General features: G+C 64.3%; 16 protein-coding genes. 10 read left to right on the top strand and 6 right to left on the bottom strand.

The features are described 5' to 3' along the window. Positions 1–64 precede the first annotated feature (64 nt). The 5 genes from ABZ293_RS04340 to ABZ293_RS04320 all read right to left on the bottom strand — a co-directional run bounded on the left by ABZ293_RS04340 (position 65) and on the right by ABZ293_RS04320 (position 5,985). The gene (locus ABZ293_RS04340) at positions 65–994 is read right to left on the bottom strand and encodes a sugar ABC transporter permease (RefSeq protein ID WP_355177280.1); all 930 of its coding nucleotides are present in this window, start codon (positions 992–994) and stop codon (positions 65–67) included. Between the two features lie 335 nt (positions 995–1,329). Next, complete coding sequence (locus ABZ293_RS04335; protein ID WP_355177279.1) at positions 1,330–2,226, bottom strand: L,D-transpeptidase; 897 nt, start codon at positions 2,224–2,226, stop codon at positions 1,330–1,332. 477 nt (positions 2,227–2,703) lie between these two features. Then, the gene (locus ABZ293_RS04330; protein ID WP_355177278.1) at positions 2,704–4,104 is read right to left on the bottom strand and encodes a cytochrome P450; all 1,401 of its coding nucleotides are present in this window, start codon (positions 4,102–4,104) and stop codon (positions 2,704–2,706) included. Positions 4,105–4,120: 16 nt separating this feature from the next. Next, on the bottom strand, positions 4,121–5,344 hold the full coding sequence (locus tag ABZ293_RS04325; RefSeq protein ID WP_355177833.1) for a serine hydrolase domain-containing protein: 1,224 nt from the start codon (positions 5,342–5,344) through the stop codon (positions 4,121–4,123). Positions 5,345–5,430: 86 nt separating this feature from the next. Next, a complete protein-coding gene (locus tag ABZ293_RS04320) occupies positions 5,431–5,985 on the bottom strand; it encodes a DUF6764 family protein (protein ID WP_355177277.1) in 555 nt (184 codons plus the stop codon). A gap of 258 nt (positions 5,986–6,243) precedes the next feature. Between ABZ293_RS04320 and ABZ293_RS04315 the strand changes: the two genes are divergently transcribed. Further along, positions 6,244–6,912: a hypothetical protein gene (locus tag ABZ293_RS04315; protein WP_355177276.1), complete on the top strand. Its 669-nt coding sequence runs from the start codon at positions 6,244–6,246 to the stop codon at positions 6,910–6,912. Between the two features lie 39 nt (positions 6,913–6,951). Then, positions 6,952–8,403 (top strand): MFS transporter, encoded by a 1,452-nt coding sequence (locus ABZ293_RS04310; RefSeq protein WP_355177275.1) that lies wholly within the window; start codon positions 6,952–6,954, stop codon positions 8,401–8,403. Positions 8,404–8,452: 49 nt separating this feature from the next. On the opposite strand, the gene ABZ293_RS04305 is transcribed toward ABZ293_RS04310, so the two are convergent. Beyond that, complete coding sequence (locus tag ABZ293_RS04305) at positions 8,453–9,127, bottom strand: S1 family peptidase (protein ID WP_355177274.1); 675 nt, start codon at positions 9,125–9,127, stop codon at positions 8,453–8,455. A 630-nt stretch (positions 9,128–9,757) separates the two neighbouring features. Between ABZ293_RS04305 and ABZ293_RS04300 the strand changes: the two genes are divergently transcribed. From ABZ293_RS04300 to ABZ293_RS04265, 8 genes are read left to right on the top strand one after another with little or no spacing between them, the layout of a single operon-like run. Continuing rightward, the gene (locus ABZ293_RS04300; protein WP_355177273.1) at positions 9,758–10,576 is read left to right on the top strand and encodes an ABC transporter permease; all 819 of its coding nucleotides are present in this window, start codon (positions 9,758–9,760) and stop codon (positions 10,574–10,576) included. Positions 10,577–10,580: 4 nt separating this feature from the next. Continuing rightward, complete coding sequence (locus tag ABZ293_RS04295; RefSeq protein ID WP_355177272.1) at positions 10,581–11,444, top strand: ABC transporter permease; 864 nt, start codon at positions 10,581–10,583, stop codon at positions 11,442–11,444. 6 nt (positions 11,445–11,450) lie between these two features. After that, on the top strand, positions 11,451–12,947 hold the full coding sequence (locus ABZ293_RS04290; protein WP_355177271.1) for an MCE family protein: 1,497 nt from the start codon (positions 11,451–11,453) through the stop codon (positions 12,945–12,947). Further along, positions 12,944–13,987 (top strand): MCE family protein, encoded by a 1,044-nt coding sequence (locus ABZ293_RS04285; RefSeq protein WP_355177270.1) that lies wholly within the window; start codon positions 12,944–12,946, stop codon positions 13,985–13,987. The genes ABZ293_RS04290 and ABZ293_RS04285 overlap by 4 nt, the downstream gene beginning before the upstream one ends. Then, positions 13,984–14,982, top strand: coding sequence for an MCE family protein (locus tag ABZ293_RS04280; protein ID WP_355177831.1), 999 nt, complete (start codon positions 13,984–13,986; stop codon positions 14,980–14,982). Before ABZ293_RS04285 ends, ABZ293_RS04280 begins: the two co-directional genes overlap by 4 nt. After that, entirely contained in the window at positions 14,979–16,100 is a 1,122-nt protein-coding gene (locus ABZ293_RS04275; protein WP_355177269.1) for an MlaD family protein, read from the top strand. Before ABZ293_RS04280 ends, ABZ293_RS04275 begins: the two co-directional genes overlap by 4 nt. Then, a complete protein-coding gene (locus ABZ293_RS04270) occupies positions 16,097–17,203 on the top strand; it encodes an MCE family protein (protein ID WP_355177268.1) in 1,107 nt (368 codons plus the stop codon). The genes ABZ293_RS04275 and ABZ293_RS04270 overlap by 4 nt, the downstream gene beginning before the upstream one ends. Next, positions 17,200–18,378, top strand: coding sequence for an MlaD family protein (locus ABZ293_RS04265; RefSeq protein WP_355177267.1), 1,179 nt, complete (start codon positions 17,200–17,202; stop codon positions 18,376–18,378). Before ABZ293_RS04270 ends, ABZ293_RS04265 begins: the two co-directional genes overlap by 4 nt. Positions 18,379–18,518: the final 140 nt, after the last annotated feature.

The following is an 18,518-nucleotide window of genomic DNA, read 5'->3' as shown; positions in this document are numbered from 1 at the left end:
TCGCGGGGCGCTCCGTGGTTACGCAAGCTACCGCCTCCGCGCCCGTCGCTACGGCCGGTGTGTTTCACTGCTCGCCCCGATCCATGATGCGCACCTGCACCAGCGTGATGACCAGCAGCACGAGGAACATGATGGTGGCCACCGTCGCGCCGTATCCGGCCCGGAAGTTGCGGAAGGACTCCTCGTAGACCTGGTAGACCATGGTCGTGGTGCCGGTGCCGAGCGGTCCGCCGCGCGTCATCACATTGATGATGTCGAAGACCTGCAGCGAGTTCAGCAGCACCGTGATGGACAGGAAGAATGTCGTCGGGCGCAATTGCGGCAACAGCACTTTGGTGAAGGTGGTCCAGCGGCCCGCGCCGTCCATTTCGGCCGCTTCCATCAGGTCGGCGCGGGTGCCCTGCAGTGCGGCCAGGTAGATGACGAAGGTGTAGCCGAGGTTCTTCCAGATATAGGTGACCGTCACCATGAACAGCGCCCAGTGCGGATCCTGATAGAAATCGGGCACCTTGTCGACGCCGATGCGGTGCAGTACATCCTGGACCAGTCCGAAGCTGGGATCGAAGATGAACTGGAACGCCACACCGATGGCCGCGCCGGAGATGACGAACGGTGCGAAGATGGTCGAGCGAACCACATTGCGGCCGAACAGCTTACGGTCGAGCAACAGGGCGAGTGCCAGGCCGAGCACCATACTGCCCAGCACCGCGGCCAGGGTGAACACCACTGTGTTGGTGACGATCTGCCACGAATCGTCCCTGCCCCACCACTCTTTGTAGTTCGCGAACCCGATGTAGTTCACGAACGTATCGGAGATATTGAAGTCGGTGAACGAGAGCCGGATATTGTCGGCCAGCGGGCGGTAGACGAACAGCGTCAGCAGCGCCAGATTCGGCCCGAGCAACACCAGGAACAGCGCATAGTCCTGCCACGGCCGGTTACGCAGTCCACGCCCCCGCGGTTGTGGCAGCACTCGTTCCGGCCTGGTTCGCACCGCCGCGACTCTACGTCGCGCAGCAAACAGTCGGTTAATGCTGGACGCCGAACCGCTGAACTTCTCGTGCGCTCCCCGAACCTGGTGCCGGTCGTGCGGTGGCGTGAGTGTTTCGTCGCGGGCCGACGGTCGTGTCGGCGGCTGGAATCTGGGCGTCCCCGGCGAGTTACCCATGTTCTCCCGAAATCAGTTGTAGCGTTGCGCCACTCGGGAGGTTATCCGGCAACTGGTCTGCCGTCCGGAAAATCCGGAACACCATCTGCTGAACAAAAAGAACTCAGCCCAGGCCGTTTGTGCCTGGGCTGAGTTGGGCTCGGGAGCTGTCCGGTCGGCGCTCAGTCGTTCCAGTCGCCGTAGCCGTCACGCGCATTCAGCGTGCCGCCAGTGGTGTTCTGGACGATGACCGGATCGCCCTTCTTCGCGTTCTCGAAGAACCACTTGGCGTTCTCGGTGCTGACGTTCAGGCAGCCGTGGCTGGCATTCGAAACGCCTTGCTGCGCAACCGACCACGGCGCCGCGTGTACGAAGATGCCGCTATTGGAGATCCGGGTGGCGTACTCGACCTCGACCTTGTAACCCTCGGGATCGGTGGTCGGCACACCGTAGGTGGACGAATCCATGGTCATCTTGCGCAGTTGTTCGCCAACGAAGTAGGTGCCGTTCGGGGTCTCGTGCTTGGTCTTGCCCATCGAGGTCGGCATGGTCATGATCTCCTCGCCATTGCGAGTGATCGTCATGGTGTGGGTGGTGTCGTCGGCGGTGGTGATGAAGGCATCGCCGATCCGGTAGGCGGTACGGGTGCCGCCCGCCTCGACGGTCACATCGGTATTGGCGGGCCAGAACTCGTACGGCCGCCAGCGCACCTGCTTGTCGCTGAACCAGTAGAAGTGTCCGGGCGCCGGATTCGAGGAGGTGATCTTGATGGCCTGCTCGGCGGTGGCGTGATCGGTCACCGGATCCTTGAAGTTGATGATGACCGGCTGCGCGACGCCGACGGTCTCACCGTCGCCGGGGCTGATGGCCGGCGGCGCGAAATTCGCCTGGACGCCGGGGTCGGTGGCGGGCGCGGTCGAGCCCGAGCCGAAGCCGAGCGGATCGGCCTGTGCGGGCGCGACGGCGGTGACACCGATCGTGGCGATCGCCGCCGACAATAGGACGCCCTGCCGGAGTCGGCGGGCTAGCGCTCCGCGACGAGGAGCAGTCGACGTCCCGGTGTTCAAAGCGGCATGCATAGGTTTCTCGTCCAATCCATCTCTCGTCGACGCCGGTGGCGCAGCGAGATCTCTCATAGGTGTGGCGCTCGCATGGTGGTTCCACGAAGATCGATGTGGAATCCGCCTCGCATATGCCCACGGAAAAACGGCGCGGGGAACATAGGGCACCCCACGGGTATTTATGACGCAACCCGACCCTGACGTCCTTCCTACCGTCCCGGGGCGGTCCGAAGCCAGTGGCGTTTCGGATTAATACGGTATGCACATCAAATGTGGCGTGTGACACATATGCCGTTGTGGGTCACCATCTTTCGCGATAAGTGCCGGTCACGGCGGTAAATCTCGATGTATTCGAAGGGTGGGCCGCTGCCATTCTCGCGGGAATTATCAAACCGATTCGTGACATAAATCACGCAGTTTCGCGCCGCGGTATCCGATAATGGCGTTCCCAGCGCCCTACGTGGTTACGCACGCCGCCTCCTCCCGGCCTGTCGCTCACGCCACGACTTCGAACGGAATCGACCGATGCGGACCCGTCGCGATGTTGTGTGGCACCGATAGCGGCGCGCGGCCCCGCGCATACCGCGGCGTGAGCCGCAGCCGCACCCGGCCCAGCACGGTGGCGAGCACGATCCGCAGTTCGTAGTCGGCCAGCGACGCCCCGACACACCGTCGATGGCCGCCGCCGAACGGCGCGAATTCGAACGGCCGGTACTTGCGGTCGAGGAATCGCTCCGGCCGGAACTGCTCCGGATCCGACCACACCGCGGGATCGGAGTGCAGCAGCGGTACCGCCACGCCGATCGTCTCGCCCGCCGCGAGTGCGACTCCACGCAGTGTGAACGGCGCAGTCAGCCTGCGCAGGACGATCGGCACCGCGGGATGCAGCCGCAGCGTCTCCTGACAGACCGCGTCCAGATACGGCAGACCGGCCAGTTCGAGCGGGGTGGCATCGGGACCCGCCGCCCGCAGCTCGGCGCGCAGGCGATCCAGCGTCGCGGGTTCGCGATGCACATGGAACAGCGCCCACACCAGGGTCGTCGCGGTGGTCTCGTGCCCGGCGACCAGCAGGGTGCGCAATTGTTCGCACAGCTCGGCATCGGAGATCGCGGTGCCGTCGTCGTAGCTGGTCGTGAGCAACATATCGAGAATGTCCGTGCGCACCGCGCGGCCGTCGGCCACCGCACGTCGGCCTGCGATATCGGTCAGGATCAGCTCGTCGAGTCGCTCGCGCGCCGCGCGGAACCGGTCCCACGGCGCATGGCCGAACATCCCGTGGCGCAGGGCGGGCACCAGCATCAGCGGTCCGGAGAAGGCGGTGAGGAATTCCGCGACTGCGGCGGTGTATTCGGCGCGTCGCTGGTGGCTGTCCACTCCGAATACCGCCTCCAGAATGACCCGCAGTGTGATCGCCCGGGCCGCCGCGCGCGAGTCGATGCGGCTGCCCGGGCGCCAGGCGGGGCGGGATTCGCCTGTGCTGCCAGACATTTCGGCCATGACAGAGTCGCGGATGAGCTCGCCGTAGGCCCGGATCCGGGCGCTGTGGAACGCGGGCACGAGCAATGCCCGGTCGCGTCGGTGCCGTTCACCGGCGGCCAGAATCAGCGAGGCGGCGCCGACGAGTGGTTCGATCGGATTCGGTCGCGGCGGTTCCAGCAGTTCGATCGGCGCGCGAAAGATTTCCCGGGCGCCGATCGCGGTGCCGGTGAACAGCACCGCGCCGAAGCCGGGAAACCGGACATAGAACGGATCCCCCTCGTGGCCCCGCCGCCACCGGAAGTAACGCTCGAAATCGATGCCAGCGGCCAGCGCGTGCGCGAGCACCATCCGGGGTGCGCGCGGCGTCGAATACGCACCGTCCAGCGCCGTTTCGGGTGGTGCGTCCGCCTGCTCCATATCTATAGCTACGAATTCACCGCTCGCTGGGTTCGACCGCCCGCTCTGGTTTCGCTCGGCGCGCGATGTTGCTGGTAATGGCGGCCAGGCGCGCGAGGCGGGCATCCCCGAGCGCGGTCACCGCATTGCCGAGGCGATTGGTGACAAAGGCGATAGACATCCCGAGATCCGGATCGGCATAGGCACCCGAACCGCCGAGACCGTAGTGGCCGAAGGCATTTCGCGGCTGCTGCTTGGACATCACCACCGGTCGGTGATAGCCGAGGGTGAATTTCAGCGGCAGCCCCAGCACATAGTCGCGGCTGTCGGCCCGCTGGGTCTGGTTGATGAGCTCGATCGTCTCCGGTTTCAGCAACTGCACCGCGCCGATGCCGGGTCTGCCGCGTCCCGGAGCAACCGCCTCGACTCGACCACCATTGGCAAGCGCCCCATACATCCTGGCCAGTGCGCGCGCCGAGAAGACGCCGTTCCAGCCCGGCATCACCGCATCGTGCACGCGCGGATCGCGGACCAATTCGTCGAAACTCTCCGGCATACCCGCCTCGGCGAGCCCGCGTATCGGCCGCACCCAGGACAGCACCGATGACGCGGTGTTCCAACGGATTCCGGGCGGGCTCAGATGCGGAAAGATCTTGGCGATCCGGTAGCGCTCGGATGCCGGTACCTGGAACCAGAATTCGTCGTAGCCGAGTGGTTCGGCGATCTCGCGCCGCACCACATCGGTGAACCGATCGCCGGTGGCGCGCTGCACGATCTCGGCCACCAGCCAGCCGAAGGTGATGGCGTGATAGCCGGAGGTGCGGATCCGCCGCGGATCGGCCGGGCTCTCGGCCAGCGCCGCGACGACGGCGTCGTAGTCGAGGATGCCCTCGCGGCCGGGGACCAGGCCGCGGACCCGATGCAGTCCGGCGCGGTGCGAGAGCACATCACGCACGGTGATGTCATCCTTGCCGTGCGCGCCGAATTCCGGCCAATAGGTCGCGACCGGGGTGTCGTAGACGATCAGGCCCCGCTCGGCCAGCCGGTGCAACACGGTTGTCGCGACGCCCTTGCCGGTGGAGAAGGTGAGTGCCACATTGTCGCCGTTCCAGCGGCGATCCTTGGCCGCCCAGCCCGCCCAGATGTCGACGACGGGTCGACCGTCGAGATAGATGGCGAGTGCGCCGCCGCCGCGCGTCGGCTGGGTGAACATGCCGAAGAAATGGTCGGCGAGCCGGACGAACCTCGGGTCGACGAGCATTTCCCGTGGCACGGCCGGCCGCCGATCAGGTGCCGGGATGGCAGAAACCACGGTCGCACCTCCTGCTGGTCAGCGGGACCGGAATATCAGCCTAGCTCGGATCTCGGGGTTTGCCAGCGCCCGAAAGGCGTGGTCAGGCACGTCCTACCGGTCGCCGAATTCCAGGCGAAGGCCGCCGTGCCGAGGCACACCACCGAACTGTCGGCGGTTGCGACCTGTGCGCGCGAGCCCTCGAAGGCGATCGATATCGCGAACAGCGGTATGGCCGCCTGTGCTCTGCCGTTCTCGGAATCGGTTGCCGGAGCGGTGATCGTGGTCAGTGCGACCGCATCCTGGCCATAGCCGACGGCGATCTGGATACCGCCGACCCCGTCGCTGGCGCCGACCCCGCCCGCGGCGCCGACCCCGAGTGCCGCCGCGCCGGAGGCGGCGTGCGCGTAGCCGACCCCGTCATATCCGGCCGACCGCGCCCGGCCGGAGGCTTCCGCCGCGGCCCGGCATGCGGTGTTTCCGTCGATGACGGTCACATCCGTGCCGATGTCGGATGCGCAATGCACATCGGTTGCTGATGCCACCGCGGGCAGTATGAGCGAGGTGCCGACCGCGGCGGTGGCAAAGGCGATTGCGCTGATCAGCTTCACGGACGGCCTCCTCTCACACCGGAACCCCAACCATACTCAGATCGGTTGCTGGACCGCTGATTCCGCTGGTACGCCGTCCCGCCGGGGCGATCGACCAGGTATATCGGCGCGCACTGTGCCGCTGCGGCGTCGAAGCTGTCGACTCGACGCACGCGCGGTCGGTGGTGTATGCATGGCGGGTATCTCACGCATTGCTAGATCAACTTCGGATTCCCACGGGGGTATGAGTTCGGAGCGTTACAGCCGGGAGGACTGTACGTGTCTCGTCAACTGATCTCGGGTCGCCTCGCGATGGCGGCCGTCGCCGCGGTTGCGGTGGTCGCCGCGCTTTCGCTCGCGGGCTGCGGCAATAAAATCAGCGGCACCGCCCAGCCAGCGATAGGGAACGGGACCATTGATGCGGTCTCGTCCACCAATACTCCGAAAACCTCACCGGCCAGGCCCACTTCGGGTCGGCCGACGACCACCGCCCGCCCGTCCTCGGGCAAGCCGACCGCGACCACCTCGGCGACCAAGGGCGGTAGCACCGACTTCCAGGCCAATGTCGGTGATTGCGTAACTCTCGGTGGTACGACCGATAACGCCACCATCGCCAAGGCGTCCTGCGGCAGCCGGGCGTCGAACTACAAGGTGATCGGCAAGGCGGCGACCAGTTCGCAGTGCGTGGCCGACCGCGACTCCGCCTACTTCGAAACCCTCAACGGCACGCAGCAGGGCGCGATCTGCCTGGATATCGACTGGGTTGTCGGCGGCTGCATGGATATCAGCGGTGAGGACCCCAAGCGCATCGACTGCACCGAACGCGCCAGCCAGGGTGTCAAGGTCACCAATATCCAGCAGGGTGCCGACGATGCGAGCGTCTGCGGCAGCAGCAGTGGTTTCGAGTATCCGACGCGGCACTTCGTGGTCTGCGTCCAGAATCTCTGACCTGACCGAAAACCGGCCCGCGAAGGTTACGTTGGGCCGGTGAGTACGCAAGAACTACCCCGGCTGAGTTCGGCCACCGGCCGCTGGATTCTGTTGGCCACCATCCTCGGTTCCTCGGTGGCGTCGCTGGACGCCACCGTCGTCAATATCGCGCTGCCCCGCATCGGTGCAGCTCTGAATACCGATGTCGCCGGATTGCAGTGGACCCTCAATGGCTACACGCTGACCCTGGCCTCGTTCATCCTGCTCGGTGGTTCGCTCGGCGACCATCTCGGTCGCCGCAAGGTCTTCGTCTGGGGTGTCATCGGTTTCGCGCTTGCCTCGGTGCTCTGCGGTGTCGCGGTGAATATCGAGATGCTGGTGGGCGCGCGAATTCTGCAGGGGGTGGCGGGTGCCCTGCTCACACCGGGCAGCCTGGCCCTGATCTCCTCGTCCATCGATCGGCGCGATCAGGGTGCGGCGATCGGTCTGTGGTCCGGCTTCGGCGGTGTCGCCGGCGCGCTCGGGCCGTTCCTCGGCGGCTGGTTGATCGAACTGGCGGGCTGGCAGTCCATCTTCTTCATCAACGTGCCGCTCGCGCTGGTCGTCGTGCTCGTCACGCTGAAGCATGTGCCGGAGAGTCACGACCCGAATGCCACTGTGCGACTGGATATTCCGGGTGCGGTGCTGGTGGCACTGGCCTTGGGCGCGTTGACCTTCGGTCTGATCGATAAGATGCCGCTGCTGGTGGTCGTCGGTCTGCTGCTGCTCGCCGTCTTCGTGGTGATCGAAATGCGCAGCGATCACCCGCTGGTACCGCCGTCACTGTTCGCCTCCCGGATCTTCACGGCGGCCAACTTCGTCACCCTCGCGGTCTACGCCGCACTCGGCGGGGTCTTCTTCCTGCTCATCCTGCAATTGCAGCTGGTGGCGGGGTATTCGCCGCTGATGTCGGGGATGGCGACGGTTCCGGTGACACTTGTCATGTTGGTGCTCTCCGCGCCCGCGGGCCGCTGGGCGCAGGTGCACGGTGCGCGCATTCCGATGACCGCCGGCCCGCTGCTCGCCGCGGCTGGGCTGGTGCTCCTGCTGCGCATCGGGCCCGACACCACCTATCTGACCGATGTCCTGCCCGGTGTGCTCGTCTTCGGGCTCGGTCTGTCGGTGCTGGTCGCCCCGCTTACCGGCGCCGTACTCGGCGCGGTGCCGTCGAGCGAGGCGGGTATCGCGTCCGGGGTGAACAATGCCGTCGCCAGGACGGCCCAGCTGCTCGCCGTCGCCGCACTGCCCGGACTCGCCGGAATCTCCGGATCCCTCAGCGATCCGGTCGAATTCGACCGGGGCTTCGGTGTCGCGATGTGGATCTGTGTCGGCCTGCTGGTGACCGGGTCACTGCTCGCCGCCGTATTGCTGCGGACTCCGCGACACACACCGACGCTGGACAATGTCGACTGCATGCCGCAGTGCGGGGTGGCGGGTCCGGCGCTGGCCCCACTCCACAAAACCGAGTGAGCGGGCCGTTCGACCCGCTCACTCGGCGTTTCACTGATCCGGCAGTCGGCTAGATCGGATTGAAGCCGGCCCCGATGCTGCCGCGGGCATTGATATCACCCATGATCGAGCTCATATTGGTGCCGACCTCGGGGCCGAAGCAGGCGATGGCGAGATAGGCGTTCACCATGCCGACCAGGGTGGTGCCGACGACGACCGGCGCGCCGGAATCACCCTCCACCACGCACATCTGCGCCCAGGTCTCCATATTCGTGCCGAAGAGATCGCCGTAGGCGAGGCCGCAGGTGTTGCCGGTGGTACGGCCTTCCTTGCAGACGATCATCGGGAACTGGGCCGGGCCACCGATCCCGGTGATGGTGACGTTGCCGATCCGGTTGACCGGGACGATCTTGGCCGGATCGAACTGGATGATGGCGTAGTCGAGATCGTGGTTGGAGTAGACGAACTTGCCGATCACGCCAGCGCCACGGTCGGCCTCGGCCCATACCTGAGCGCCCGGGTCGCCGCAGTGTCCGGCGGTCAATCCGACCAACCGGCCCCCGCCGTCGTAACCGACCGTCGTGACAGTGCATTCGAACTGATTATCGATGATGATTCCCGACCCACCGCCGACAACGGTGGGTCCCGGCGCGGCATCCGCGGCCCCTGACCCCGTTGCGACCAGCGCCGCACCGAGAGCTACGGCGAAGGCGGCGTTGGCCACCTTGGCGAGTTTGCTGAACATGTCCCTCCAGACGTCGGAAGTCCGCACGATATCAATCTGTCGCACCCATCGTGTCAGTATTCGGTTCCGGGCGCGTGTCGTATCCGTCGCGATCTGCTCGCGAGTCGCTCGAGAGGGTCCCTGGCGATCGCTCGCAGGTCGCTCGAATGGATCTGCTCTTCGTGTCGATCGCGTCGGCGAGGCCTCACTTTTCGACATTTCGGATGCAGCGTCTCATTCTGCGCAATAGCGATTCTCTATAACAGTGTGCATCAGAAAGCGCGCAATAGTGTTTCAGTTCTGTCGAACCGTGATTGTGCGAGCTATTCCAATCGGCACTTATTTTACATGAATATCGTCCGTACAAATAGTCGAACATGTCATATGCGGGGCATATAGGGCCTGGTCGAACTGTAACTTGTTCCAGAAGTATCACGGTTAACTTTGGGACCGGTCCCAACCTTCGAGCCGCTGCTCATAGCGTTTCTCCAACAGTGACTCCGATCTATGACTGCAATCACACGAGGATGGTGTGTTCTCCACTACTCCGTAGTAAGGTGCGTCAAGCAAACAAGTCGTCGGGGTTTGGTTACCGGCGTCGAGAGGGGTTAGCCAGTGCAGTCGACCACGAGTCCACCAGCACGGTCACGGATGAGTGATGCGGTCGATTGGACGAAGGCCTACTGGGAAGACCATCCGAAGCGCTCATTGGAGACCTTCGGTAGACAGATCACGATGGGGTTCGCGGCAGTCGCGGAGTTGTTCATCGCGATATTCCGCCGCCGCTTTCCTTATCGTGAGTTCATCCGTCAGTGCGCCTTCATGGCGAGTGTCGCCGCGGCGCCGACGCTACTGGTCGCGATCCCCATCGGCGTAATCGTCTCCATCCAGGTCGGCGCGGTCGCCAGCCAGGTCGGTGCTACCTCGTTCATCGGTGCCGCGAACGGCCTCGGCATCATCCAGCAGGGCGCTCCGCTGGTCACCTCGCTGATGATCGCGGGCGCGGTCGGTTCGGCGATCACCGCCGATCTCGGTTCCCGCACCATCCGCGAGGAGATCGACGCGATGCGGGTGATGGGTGTGGATCCGCTGCGCCGCTTGGTCGCGCCCCGGCTCGGCGCGGCCATGCTGGTCAGTGTGCTGCTCTGCGGCTTTGTCGTTTTTGTCGGATTCTTGACCGGTTACATTTTCAATATTTTCGCGCAGAACGGCACCCCGGGTTCCTATGTCGGCACCTTCTCCTCGTTCGCCGTCACCATCGATCTTCTTGTCGCACTGGTGAAATCGTTGATCTTCGGGTTGCTCGCCGCGATCATCGCCTGCGATACCGGACTCAATACCCGTGGCGGTCCCGGTGGTGTCGCCAACTCGGTGAACTCGGCGGTCGTCAGTTCCGCGATCATGTTGTTCGGCGTGAACTTGATCATCACCCAGATCTACAACGTTCTCCTCCCCCCACAGGTGGTCTGAGCCGGTGTCTTCAACCTATATACCGCCGCTGCTGCGGCCACTTCAGCAAATAAAGAAGTCCGCGCAGGCCCCGGTCGATATGGTTGCGCGCCTGGGCCACCAGGTGTTCTTCTTCCTGCGGTCGGTCGGTTCGATCCCGTTGGCGCTGCGGCACTATCCGAAGGAAGTCTGGCGGCTGCTTTCGGATGTCACCTGGGGCAACGGCAGCCTGGTCGTCGGTGGTGGCACCATCGGCGTCATTCTCATCCTCAGCGCGTTCGGCGGGATGACGGTCGGCATCCAGGGCTATACCTCACTGAACCTGCTCGGCCTCAGCCCGATCACCGGCGCCATCTCGGCATTCGCGACCACCAGGGAATTGGGGCCGCTGCTCGCGGCGCTGGCCTTCGCGGCACAGGCCGGATGTCGATTCACCGCCCAGCTCGGTGCCATGCGGATCTCCGAGGAGATCGACGCGCTGGAGTCGATCGCGATCCGGCCGCTGCCCTATCTGGTCAGCACCCGGATGTTCGCGGCGATGATCGCCATCGTCCCGCTCTACTGCCTCGGCCTGGCCATGGCCTACATCTCGTGCTCGCTCACGGTGCAGCTCATCGGCAACACCTCCAGCGGTACCTACGCGCACTACTTCTATCAGTTCCTGATTCCAGGAGACGTCCTCTACTCACTGCTCAAGGCGATGGTGTTCGTCGCGATCACCACCTTCATCCAGTGCTACTACGGATTCTTCGCCTCGGGCGGTCCGGAGGGTGTGGGTGTCGCGGCCGGTCGGGCCATCAAAATGTGCATCATTGTCGTGGTATTCGCTGACCTGTTCATGACATTGGCGATCTGGGGCGTCAATCCCGGCATCCGGATCTCGGGGTAGGACGAGATGATCATCGATCCCAGTGGGCGCGGGCCCACCATGCGACAGTTGCTGATCGCGGGCGTCTGCGGACTCGTTGTCTTCGCGCTGCTCCTCGGCTTCCTGATGGCCAGGTACCGCGGCTATTTCGTGCCCAAGGTGCATGTGGTCGCCGATCTGCGAACCACCGGCGACGGGCTGCCCAGCGAGGCGGATGTGAAGTTCCGCGGCGTGCTGGTCGGCGCGGTCAAGGAGGTCGAGGTCGCCAACAAGGGCGAGCTGCAGAAGGTGCAGATCGACCTGAAGCCGGAGTTCGCGGGTGACATTCCATCGAATGTGACCGCGCGGGTGGTGCCGAGCAACCTGTTCGCCGTCACCTCGGTGGAACTGGTCTTCAACGGTCCCGCGGACCAGTACCTGCACGAAGGATCGGTTATCCCGGAGGACCAGAGCCAGGGCACCATCGCGCTGCAGGACACCCTCACCACCGTCCGGAGCATCCTCGCCAAGCTCGACCCGGTGCAGTTCGGCCGGGTGCTCGGCACGCTCTCGCAGGCATTGGACGGCAGCGGCCGGATGCCGGGCTCCACCATCGAGCGGTTGGACAGGTGGCTGACCTCGGTGGACGAATCCATTCCGAATCTCGGTGTGCTGCTCGATGATTTCTCGGCCTCGTTCCGCGCGCTCAACCAGTCCGCGCCCGAACTGCTCGATGTGCTGGGCAGTTCGGTGAAGACCGCGCAGACCATCGCGGATCACCGCGCCGCCCTGGTCGCCTTGATCAGTGGCACGGCGGGCACGGTGGATACGGTCAACGGCCTGTTCGCCCGCAACGGTGATATCGGCAAGCAGGTCACGGCGGGCACCAGCGATATGTTCGGCGCGCTCGCCTCGGATGCGAACTCGATCCCGGAAACCATCGCCTCGCTGAACAACTCGCTGCGCAAGCTGAGTACCACCTTCCACTGGGGGCCGCAGCGGCAGATGGTCTGGAACGCGGGCGTCACGCTCACCCCGTACCGCCCATACGAACAGGCGGACTGCCCGCGCTACGGCGACTTGCCCGGTCCGAGCTGCGCCACTGCACCCGCGGTCTCCGATCCCGGATATCTGCCACAGTCGATGATGCCGCGTTCGCTGGAAACGGCGCAGGGCCTGGCGAAACTGCCACTGCCCGCTGGCTTCCCGGAGATCCCGGGTCTGACCTCGCCGGGTGATCCGCTCGCGCCGACGGCCGAGCCGATGCCGGTCAGCCCGTTCGCCGGTACCCCGCTGGAGGGTCTGTTCCCGAATCTGGTGCAGCCAGCACCGGGGGCGCAGCCCTCCGCCGGTCAGCCCGCGGCTCCGGCCCCGCCCGCGCAACCGGCAAGTGCGCCGGTGACCGCCGGTCCGATTTCCTACCAAGGCGATGCCGCGATCGTGGCGCTGCTCGGTCGTCGGCCGACAGCGGCCGAATATCTGCTGCTGAGCTCGGCAATGCGCGGCGGCACCCTGCAGGTCGGCGAAAGCGGTACTGCCAAATGAGCATTCGTAAACCACTGATCGGCTTCGGCCTCTTCGCGATCGTCTCGATCCTGGTCACCGTCGTCGTCTGGAATACGCTGGCGCGGGTCGTGGAGGGTGATACCAACACCTACACCGCGACCTTCAGCGATGTGCTCGGCCTGCGCGAGGGCGATGACGTCCGGATGGCTGGCGTGCGGGTCGGCAAGGTCGAGAAGATCGAGCTCACCCGCGATTCCAAGACCAAGAAGTCCGTCGCCGATGTGACATTCATCGTGCAGCGCAACCAGACGGTGTACGACGACACCAAGGCACTGGTGCGCTACCAGAACCTGATCGGCCAGCGCTATATCGCGCTGTCTCCCGGCAAGGCGGCGAGCCCGGCGGCCTTGAAGAACAAGGCCACCATTCCGCTGGAGCGCACCGAACCGTCGTTCGACGTGTCCGGACTGCTCAACGGATTCCAGCCGCTGTTCCAGGTGCTGCAGCCCGAACAGGTGAACCGGCTCTCGGAAACCTTCATCCAGGCATTGCAGGGTGACGGTGTTTCGTTGAGCGCGTTCATCACCCAGGCCGCGACCCTGGCCACGGATTTCCAGCGCAGGGACGCGATTCTCAGCGATGTGATCACCAACCTCAGCGGCGTCATGTCCGGGTTGGCCAAGCGAGGTGATGAATTGGAGACCCTGGTTACCCAGACCCGGGCACTGATCGGCGGCCTGTACGACCAGGGCCAGTCGCTGCAATCGTCCACGGTGCAGATCGCGGATGCGACCAGTGGCCTGGTCGACATGTTGGCCAAGATCCAGCCGAAGCTGGCGACCGCACAGGATTCGACGAGCGCGGCACTGACGCTGTTGATCGCCAACGGCGCGAAGCTGGATCAGGCCGCGATCGATCTGCCCTCGGTGCTGGCCGACCTCGGCAGGTTCACCCAGGACGGCGCCTACGCCAACGCGTACTTCTGCAAACTGGATGTCTCGCTGTACGGCATCCTGCTCCCCCGCGGCCTGCTCACCCAGATCGGCGGCAACGGACAGTCGGCGGTGTGCCGCCCATGATGACCAAGGTCAAGGACAGGTTCAACAGCAACCGGTACTTCTGGTTGGGTGTCATCGGCGCCGTCGTCATCATCGCCCTGCTGATCGGCTCGAGCGTGTACAAGCTGATCGGCGTCGGTGAGCAGACGGTCAAGGCCGAGTTCGTGCAGACCGCCGGGGTCAAGATCGGTGACAAGGTCAATGTGGCCGGTGTCCCGAGCGGCCATGTGGCCGGTGCGAAGCTCGAGAACGGGCATATCCTGCTCACCCTCAGCGTGAACAGCGACGTCGAGCTCGGGCCCGATGCCAAGGCCTCGATCAAGATGGCGACGCTGCTCGGCGCGCGCTACGTCGATCTCGACCCGGGTGACGGATCGGGACTGAAGGACAGCCGAATTCCGTTGGCCAACACCTCGGTTCCGTACAACCTGGCCGATGTGGTCGAGTACGGCACCCCGAAGTTCGAGGCGCTCGACACCAAGCAGTTGGCCACCTCGCTCGACCTGATCAACAAGCAGATGGGCGATTCACCCGCGCTGACGGCACAGGCGCTGGACAGCGTCGGCGCGCTGGCGAAGGTGCTGGATTCGCGCAAGGCGGAGGTCGACAGCCTGCTCAAGGATCTCGACCGGGTTACCAGGATTCTCGGCGACAACCGCAACAGCGTGCTGTTGGTGATCACCCAGGGCGAGGCCATCGCCAACCGGGTGATGGAACGCCAGAACCTGCTGCGGCAGCTGCTCGACAATGTAGCGACGCTGAGCCGTCAGTTGCAGGCGATCGGCGCGGCCAATAACAACCAGCTCGGCCCGACCATCGCGCAGTTGAACACCATGGCCGAGGGTCTGCAGAAGAATAAGGACAACCTCGACCGGCTGCTGCAGATCATGCCGGTATCGGTGCGCTACTTCAACAATGCATTGGGCAACGGTCCATACGGTGAGGTCGGCACGCCGTGGGTCTTCCCCGACAACTGGTTGTGCTTCGCCCACATGATCGAGGGGTGCCAGGGATGAAACTGACGCGAATCAACCTGCGGCGGCCCAAACTTCGGCAGTTGGCCAAACCGCTGATGATCAGTGCCGCGGCCTTGGCAGTCGGCAGTTGCTCGCTGGTGCCGAGTTCGGTGAACAGCGCACTGGGCAACACGATGACGATCACCGCGGACTTCGAGAACATCGCGGGCGTATTCGAGGGCAACCCGGTCACTGTGCTCGGATTGCAGGTCGGCAAGGTCGACAAGATCATTCCCAAGGGCACCCTGGTCGAGGTGCACATGACGATCGATAAGGACGTCAAGATCCCGAAAGACGCGATGGCCGCGATCGTTTCGCCGTCCATCGTGACCGACCGGCACGTCGAACTCACCCCGGTCTACACCCAGGGCGAGACCATGTCCGCCGGCGCGCATCTGCCGAAGGCGAAGACCAAGACGCCGGTCGAGCTGGACACCATGCTAAAGACCATCGATCAGTTCGCCGCGGCGCTCGAGCCGAAACCGGGCACCGAGGGTATCGGCCCGCTCTCCGGCCGGGTGCTCTACCCGATGTTGAACGGCAATGGCGAGAAGATGCGCGACACCCTCAATGCGCTCTCCGGTGCGTTGAAGGTCGGTGTCGACAATAAGGACGCGGTCGCCAATATCATCGTCAAGCTGAACGAGCTGACCACGATGCTTGCCGAAAACGACCAATCCGTACGCGATTTCAGCAATCGGGTGACGCAGATGACCGGGCTGCTGGCCGATCAGGCCCCCGGGCTACAGGCCACGCTGCAACAGCTCAACGACTTCCTGTCCAATACGAGTTCGGTATTCGTGCAGTACCAGGATCAGCTGGGGAGTTCACTGGCCGGTCTGACCGCGGTGACAGATCAGTTGCGCGCCAACGCCCGCGGTATCACCGAGGTCGCCGACTTGACGCCGCTGCTGATGCAGAACCTGGACCGGTCGATGAACCGGGAGTTGGGCTACGTCCGGCTGCACGGCAACCTGCCGACCTTCCTCAACGGCGAACTGCTGAGCGTGTTCTGTGAACGGATTCAGATGCGCTCCGATGGCTGCCGAACCGGCAAGATCGAGGACCTTGGCCCTGACCTGGGGATTACGGCGGCACTGCTGGGGATGACCAAATGAACGCACGGTTCACATGCAAAGCCCGCCGCGCACTGATCGCACTGGCCGCGGCATCCGGGGTGGCCGTCACCTCCGGATGTGGTCTCACGGTGGAGAATCTGCCGCTGCCCAAACCGGGCATGGCCGGTGAAACCTACACCATACAAGCGAAATTCGAGAACGCGCTGAACCTGCCGGATCAGGCGAAGGTGAAGATCGGTGGCTCCGATGTCGGTGTGGTCTCCAATATCAAGACCAAGAACTTCGAGGCCATTGTCGATCTGAAGATCAGCAAGGACATCGAATTGCCGGTCGGCAGTACGGCGGAACTGCGCCAGGCCACCCCGCTCGGCGATGTGTTTGTCGCGGTGTCCAAGGCCAAGGCGGAGCCGGGTACGCCGATGCTGCACGACGGCGACGTCCTCGGCCTGGACAAGACCTCGGCGGGCGCCACCGTCGAGGAGCTGTTGATCTCGGTTTCGCTGCTGTTCAACGGCGGCGGCGTGGCCGCGCTGACCAAGCTGACCTCGGAGTTGGATTCCATCGTCGGCGGTCGCGGTGATCAGATGGCGCATCTGATCACCGAAATGACCGGCGTGGTAGGCAGTTTGAACGACAACAGCGCGCGCGTGGACAGCGTGCTCGCCCAGTTCAGCTCGCTGGCCAACACCATCGAGGGCAGACATGCGGAATTGGGTCAGGTCGCCGATACGCTGCCGCAGATGATCGGCGCCATCGCGGAGAACAACCGCGCCATCGGCGATCTGCTGCAGAAGATTTCGGTGACCAGCGCGGCGCTCGGTGACTACGCCAACACCTCCAGCGATAAGCTGGGCGATCTACTCGACAATGTGCACAGGCTGATGAACGCGCTGTCGCAGACCGAGCAGAACTTCGGTCCTGCCTTGGATGCTCTGCACGATATCCGCGGCGGGGTCGACGCGTCCTTCCGCGGTAACAGCCTCGCGGTCTATGCCACCATCACCAATCTCCACAACCTCAGCTTGTTGTCGGATCCGGGGCAGGGCAAGTTCTTCGATGGCCGCGATCTCAGCGACTTCGCGGGCAGTCTGATCACCGTCCTGCAGGCGATTCAAGGACGACTGCAGGGGGGTCACCGATGAGTTGGCTCGGCAAATTGATGCAGCGCAAGATGCTGTTGTCCACCATCGGCCTGGTGCTGGTGTTCATCGTCGGGGCCAGCTATCTGCTGGTGAGCGTCATGCGGGTGAATCCGCTGAAGTCGACCTATGCCGTGACAGTCAACCTGGACCGCTCCGGTGGACTGCAGCCGGGCAACGATGTGACCTTGCGTGGCTATCGCATCGGCAAGGTGACCTCGATCGAGTTGGTCGACCGCGGACAGTCGATCGCCGCGAAGACCGAAATCGATTCGAAGTACAAGATTCCCTCCGACACCAATATCTCGGTGGGCGCGCTGTCCGGCGCCGGTGAGCAGTACATCGACTTCCGGCCGAATGTCGAGCAGGCACCGTATCTGCGCGACGGTTCGGTCATCAAATTCGATGCGGCCAAGATCAAGACCCCGACCCCGATCTGGGCGGTGCTCGACAACTCCAGTGCGCTGATCTCCCAGATCGATCCGGATAAGTTCAGTGTCATTCTGACCAATCTGGACATCGCGCTCAGCGGTGGCCCGGATCAGTTGCGCGGCATGGTGAACGGCATCAGCGTGGCCATGGCCGGTTTCGACAATCTGCTGCCGCAGACCAAGAATCTGATCTCCAACCTGCGCACCATTGCGAACACCACCTCGAACGCGCAGCCCGATCTCGCGACGCTGACCCGCAATTCGGGCCAGCTCTTCGACCAGTTCAACAATGCCAACGCCGAATTGCAGGCGGTGCTGGAGAAGGCACCGGGACAGCTGACCAGTCTCGGTGCGGTGCTGGACAAGACGAGCGACCCGATCACCAGTCTCGCGGCCAACTTCGCGGCGATGACCAAGGCCGCGCAGCTGCGGATTCCGGCGCTGCAGGCGCTGTTCCCCTCCCTCAACATCGGGTTGTCCGCCGCCGGTGTGCCCGCGCACGACAACGAGTTCTACGCTGTCGCGGATATCTGGATTCGGCCGATCTGCCAGTACAAGAACACGCCGATTCGCAATGAGGTGGTCCAGGACGGCTCGCTGCCCAAGTGGAACTACTGCGAGAATCCGCCGCCCGGACTGCAGGTTCGCGGTTCGGCGAATGCGCCGCGGCCGAATGTGCCGGATAACGGTGCGCAGATGCCGCCGGGCGCGAATCCGAATGACATGACCCCGCCGCCGCTGCGGTGAGTCAGTTGACACAACGAGCGGTACGTATTCGACGGTGCGTTACCCCGGCCCGGCAGTGAAATCCGAGGCCGGGAATACTGCCCCGCAGAGTGCGAACGGTTCGTTCGACGCGGGCCGACAACGCAATATCGGTGCGCTCG

Origin of the sequence: Nocardia sp. NPDC005998 (assembly GCF_040614395.1) — a bacterium.
Classification (GTDB): domain Bacteria; phylum Actinomycetota; class Actinomycetes; order Mycobacteriales; family Mycobacteriaceae; genus Nocardia.
The sequence above is the reverse complement of the archived record's forward strand: the minus strand, read 5'-3'. Positions and strand labels throughout refer to the sequence as shown.

Coding starts and splice junctions, on each gene's coding strand:
- ABZ293_RS04335 (WP_355177279.1), bottom strand. CDS start 2,226: ATGCATGCCGCTTTGAACACCGGGACGTCGACTGCTCCTCGTCGCGGA.
- ABZ293_RS04330 (WP_355177278.1), bottom strand. CDS start 4,104: ATGGAGCAGGCGGACGCACCACCCGAAACGGCGCTGGACGGTGCGTAT.
- ABZ293_RS04325 (WP_355177833.1), bottom strand. CDS start 5,344: ATGCTCGTCGACCCGAGGTTCGTCCGGCTCGCCGACCATTTCTTCGGC.
- ABZ293_RS04305 (WP_355177274.1), bottom strand. CDS start 9,127: ATGTTCAGCAAACTCGCCAAGGTGGCCAACGCCGCCTTCGCCGTAGCT.
- ABZ293_RS04300 (WP_355177273.1), top strand. CDS start 9,758: ATGAGTGATGCGGTCGATTGGACGAAGGCCTACTGGGAAGACCATCCG.
- ABZ293_RS04290 (WP_355177271.1), top strand. CDS start 11,451: ATGATCATCGATCCCAGTGGGCGCGGGCCCACCATGCGACAGTTGCTG.
- ABZ293_RS04285 (WP_355177270.1), top strand. CDS start 12,944: ATGAGCATTCGTAAACCACTGATCGGCTTCGGCCTCTTCGCGATCGTC.
- ABZ293_RS04280 (WP_355177831.1), top strand. CDS start 13,984: ATGATGACCAAGGTCAAGGACAGGTTCAACAGCAACCGGTACTTCTGG.
- ABZ293_RS04275 (WP_355177269.1), top strand. CDS start 14,979: ATGAAACTGACGCGAATCAACCTGCGGCGGCCCAAACTTCGGCAGTTG.
- ABZ293_RS04270 (WP_355177268.1), top strand. CDS start 16,097: ATGAACGCACGGTTCACATGCAAAGCCCGCCGCGCACTGATCGCACTG.
- ABZ293_RS04265 (WP_355177267.1), top strand. CDS start 17,200: ATGAGTTGGCTCGGCAAATTGATGCAGCGCAAGATGCTGTTGTCCACC.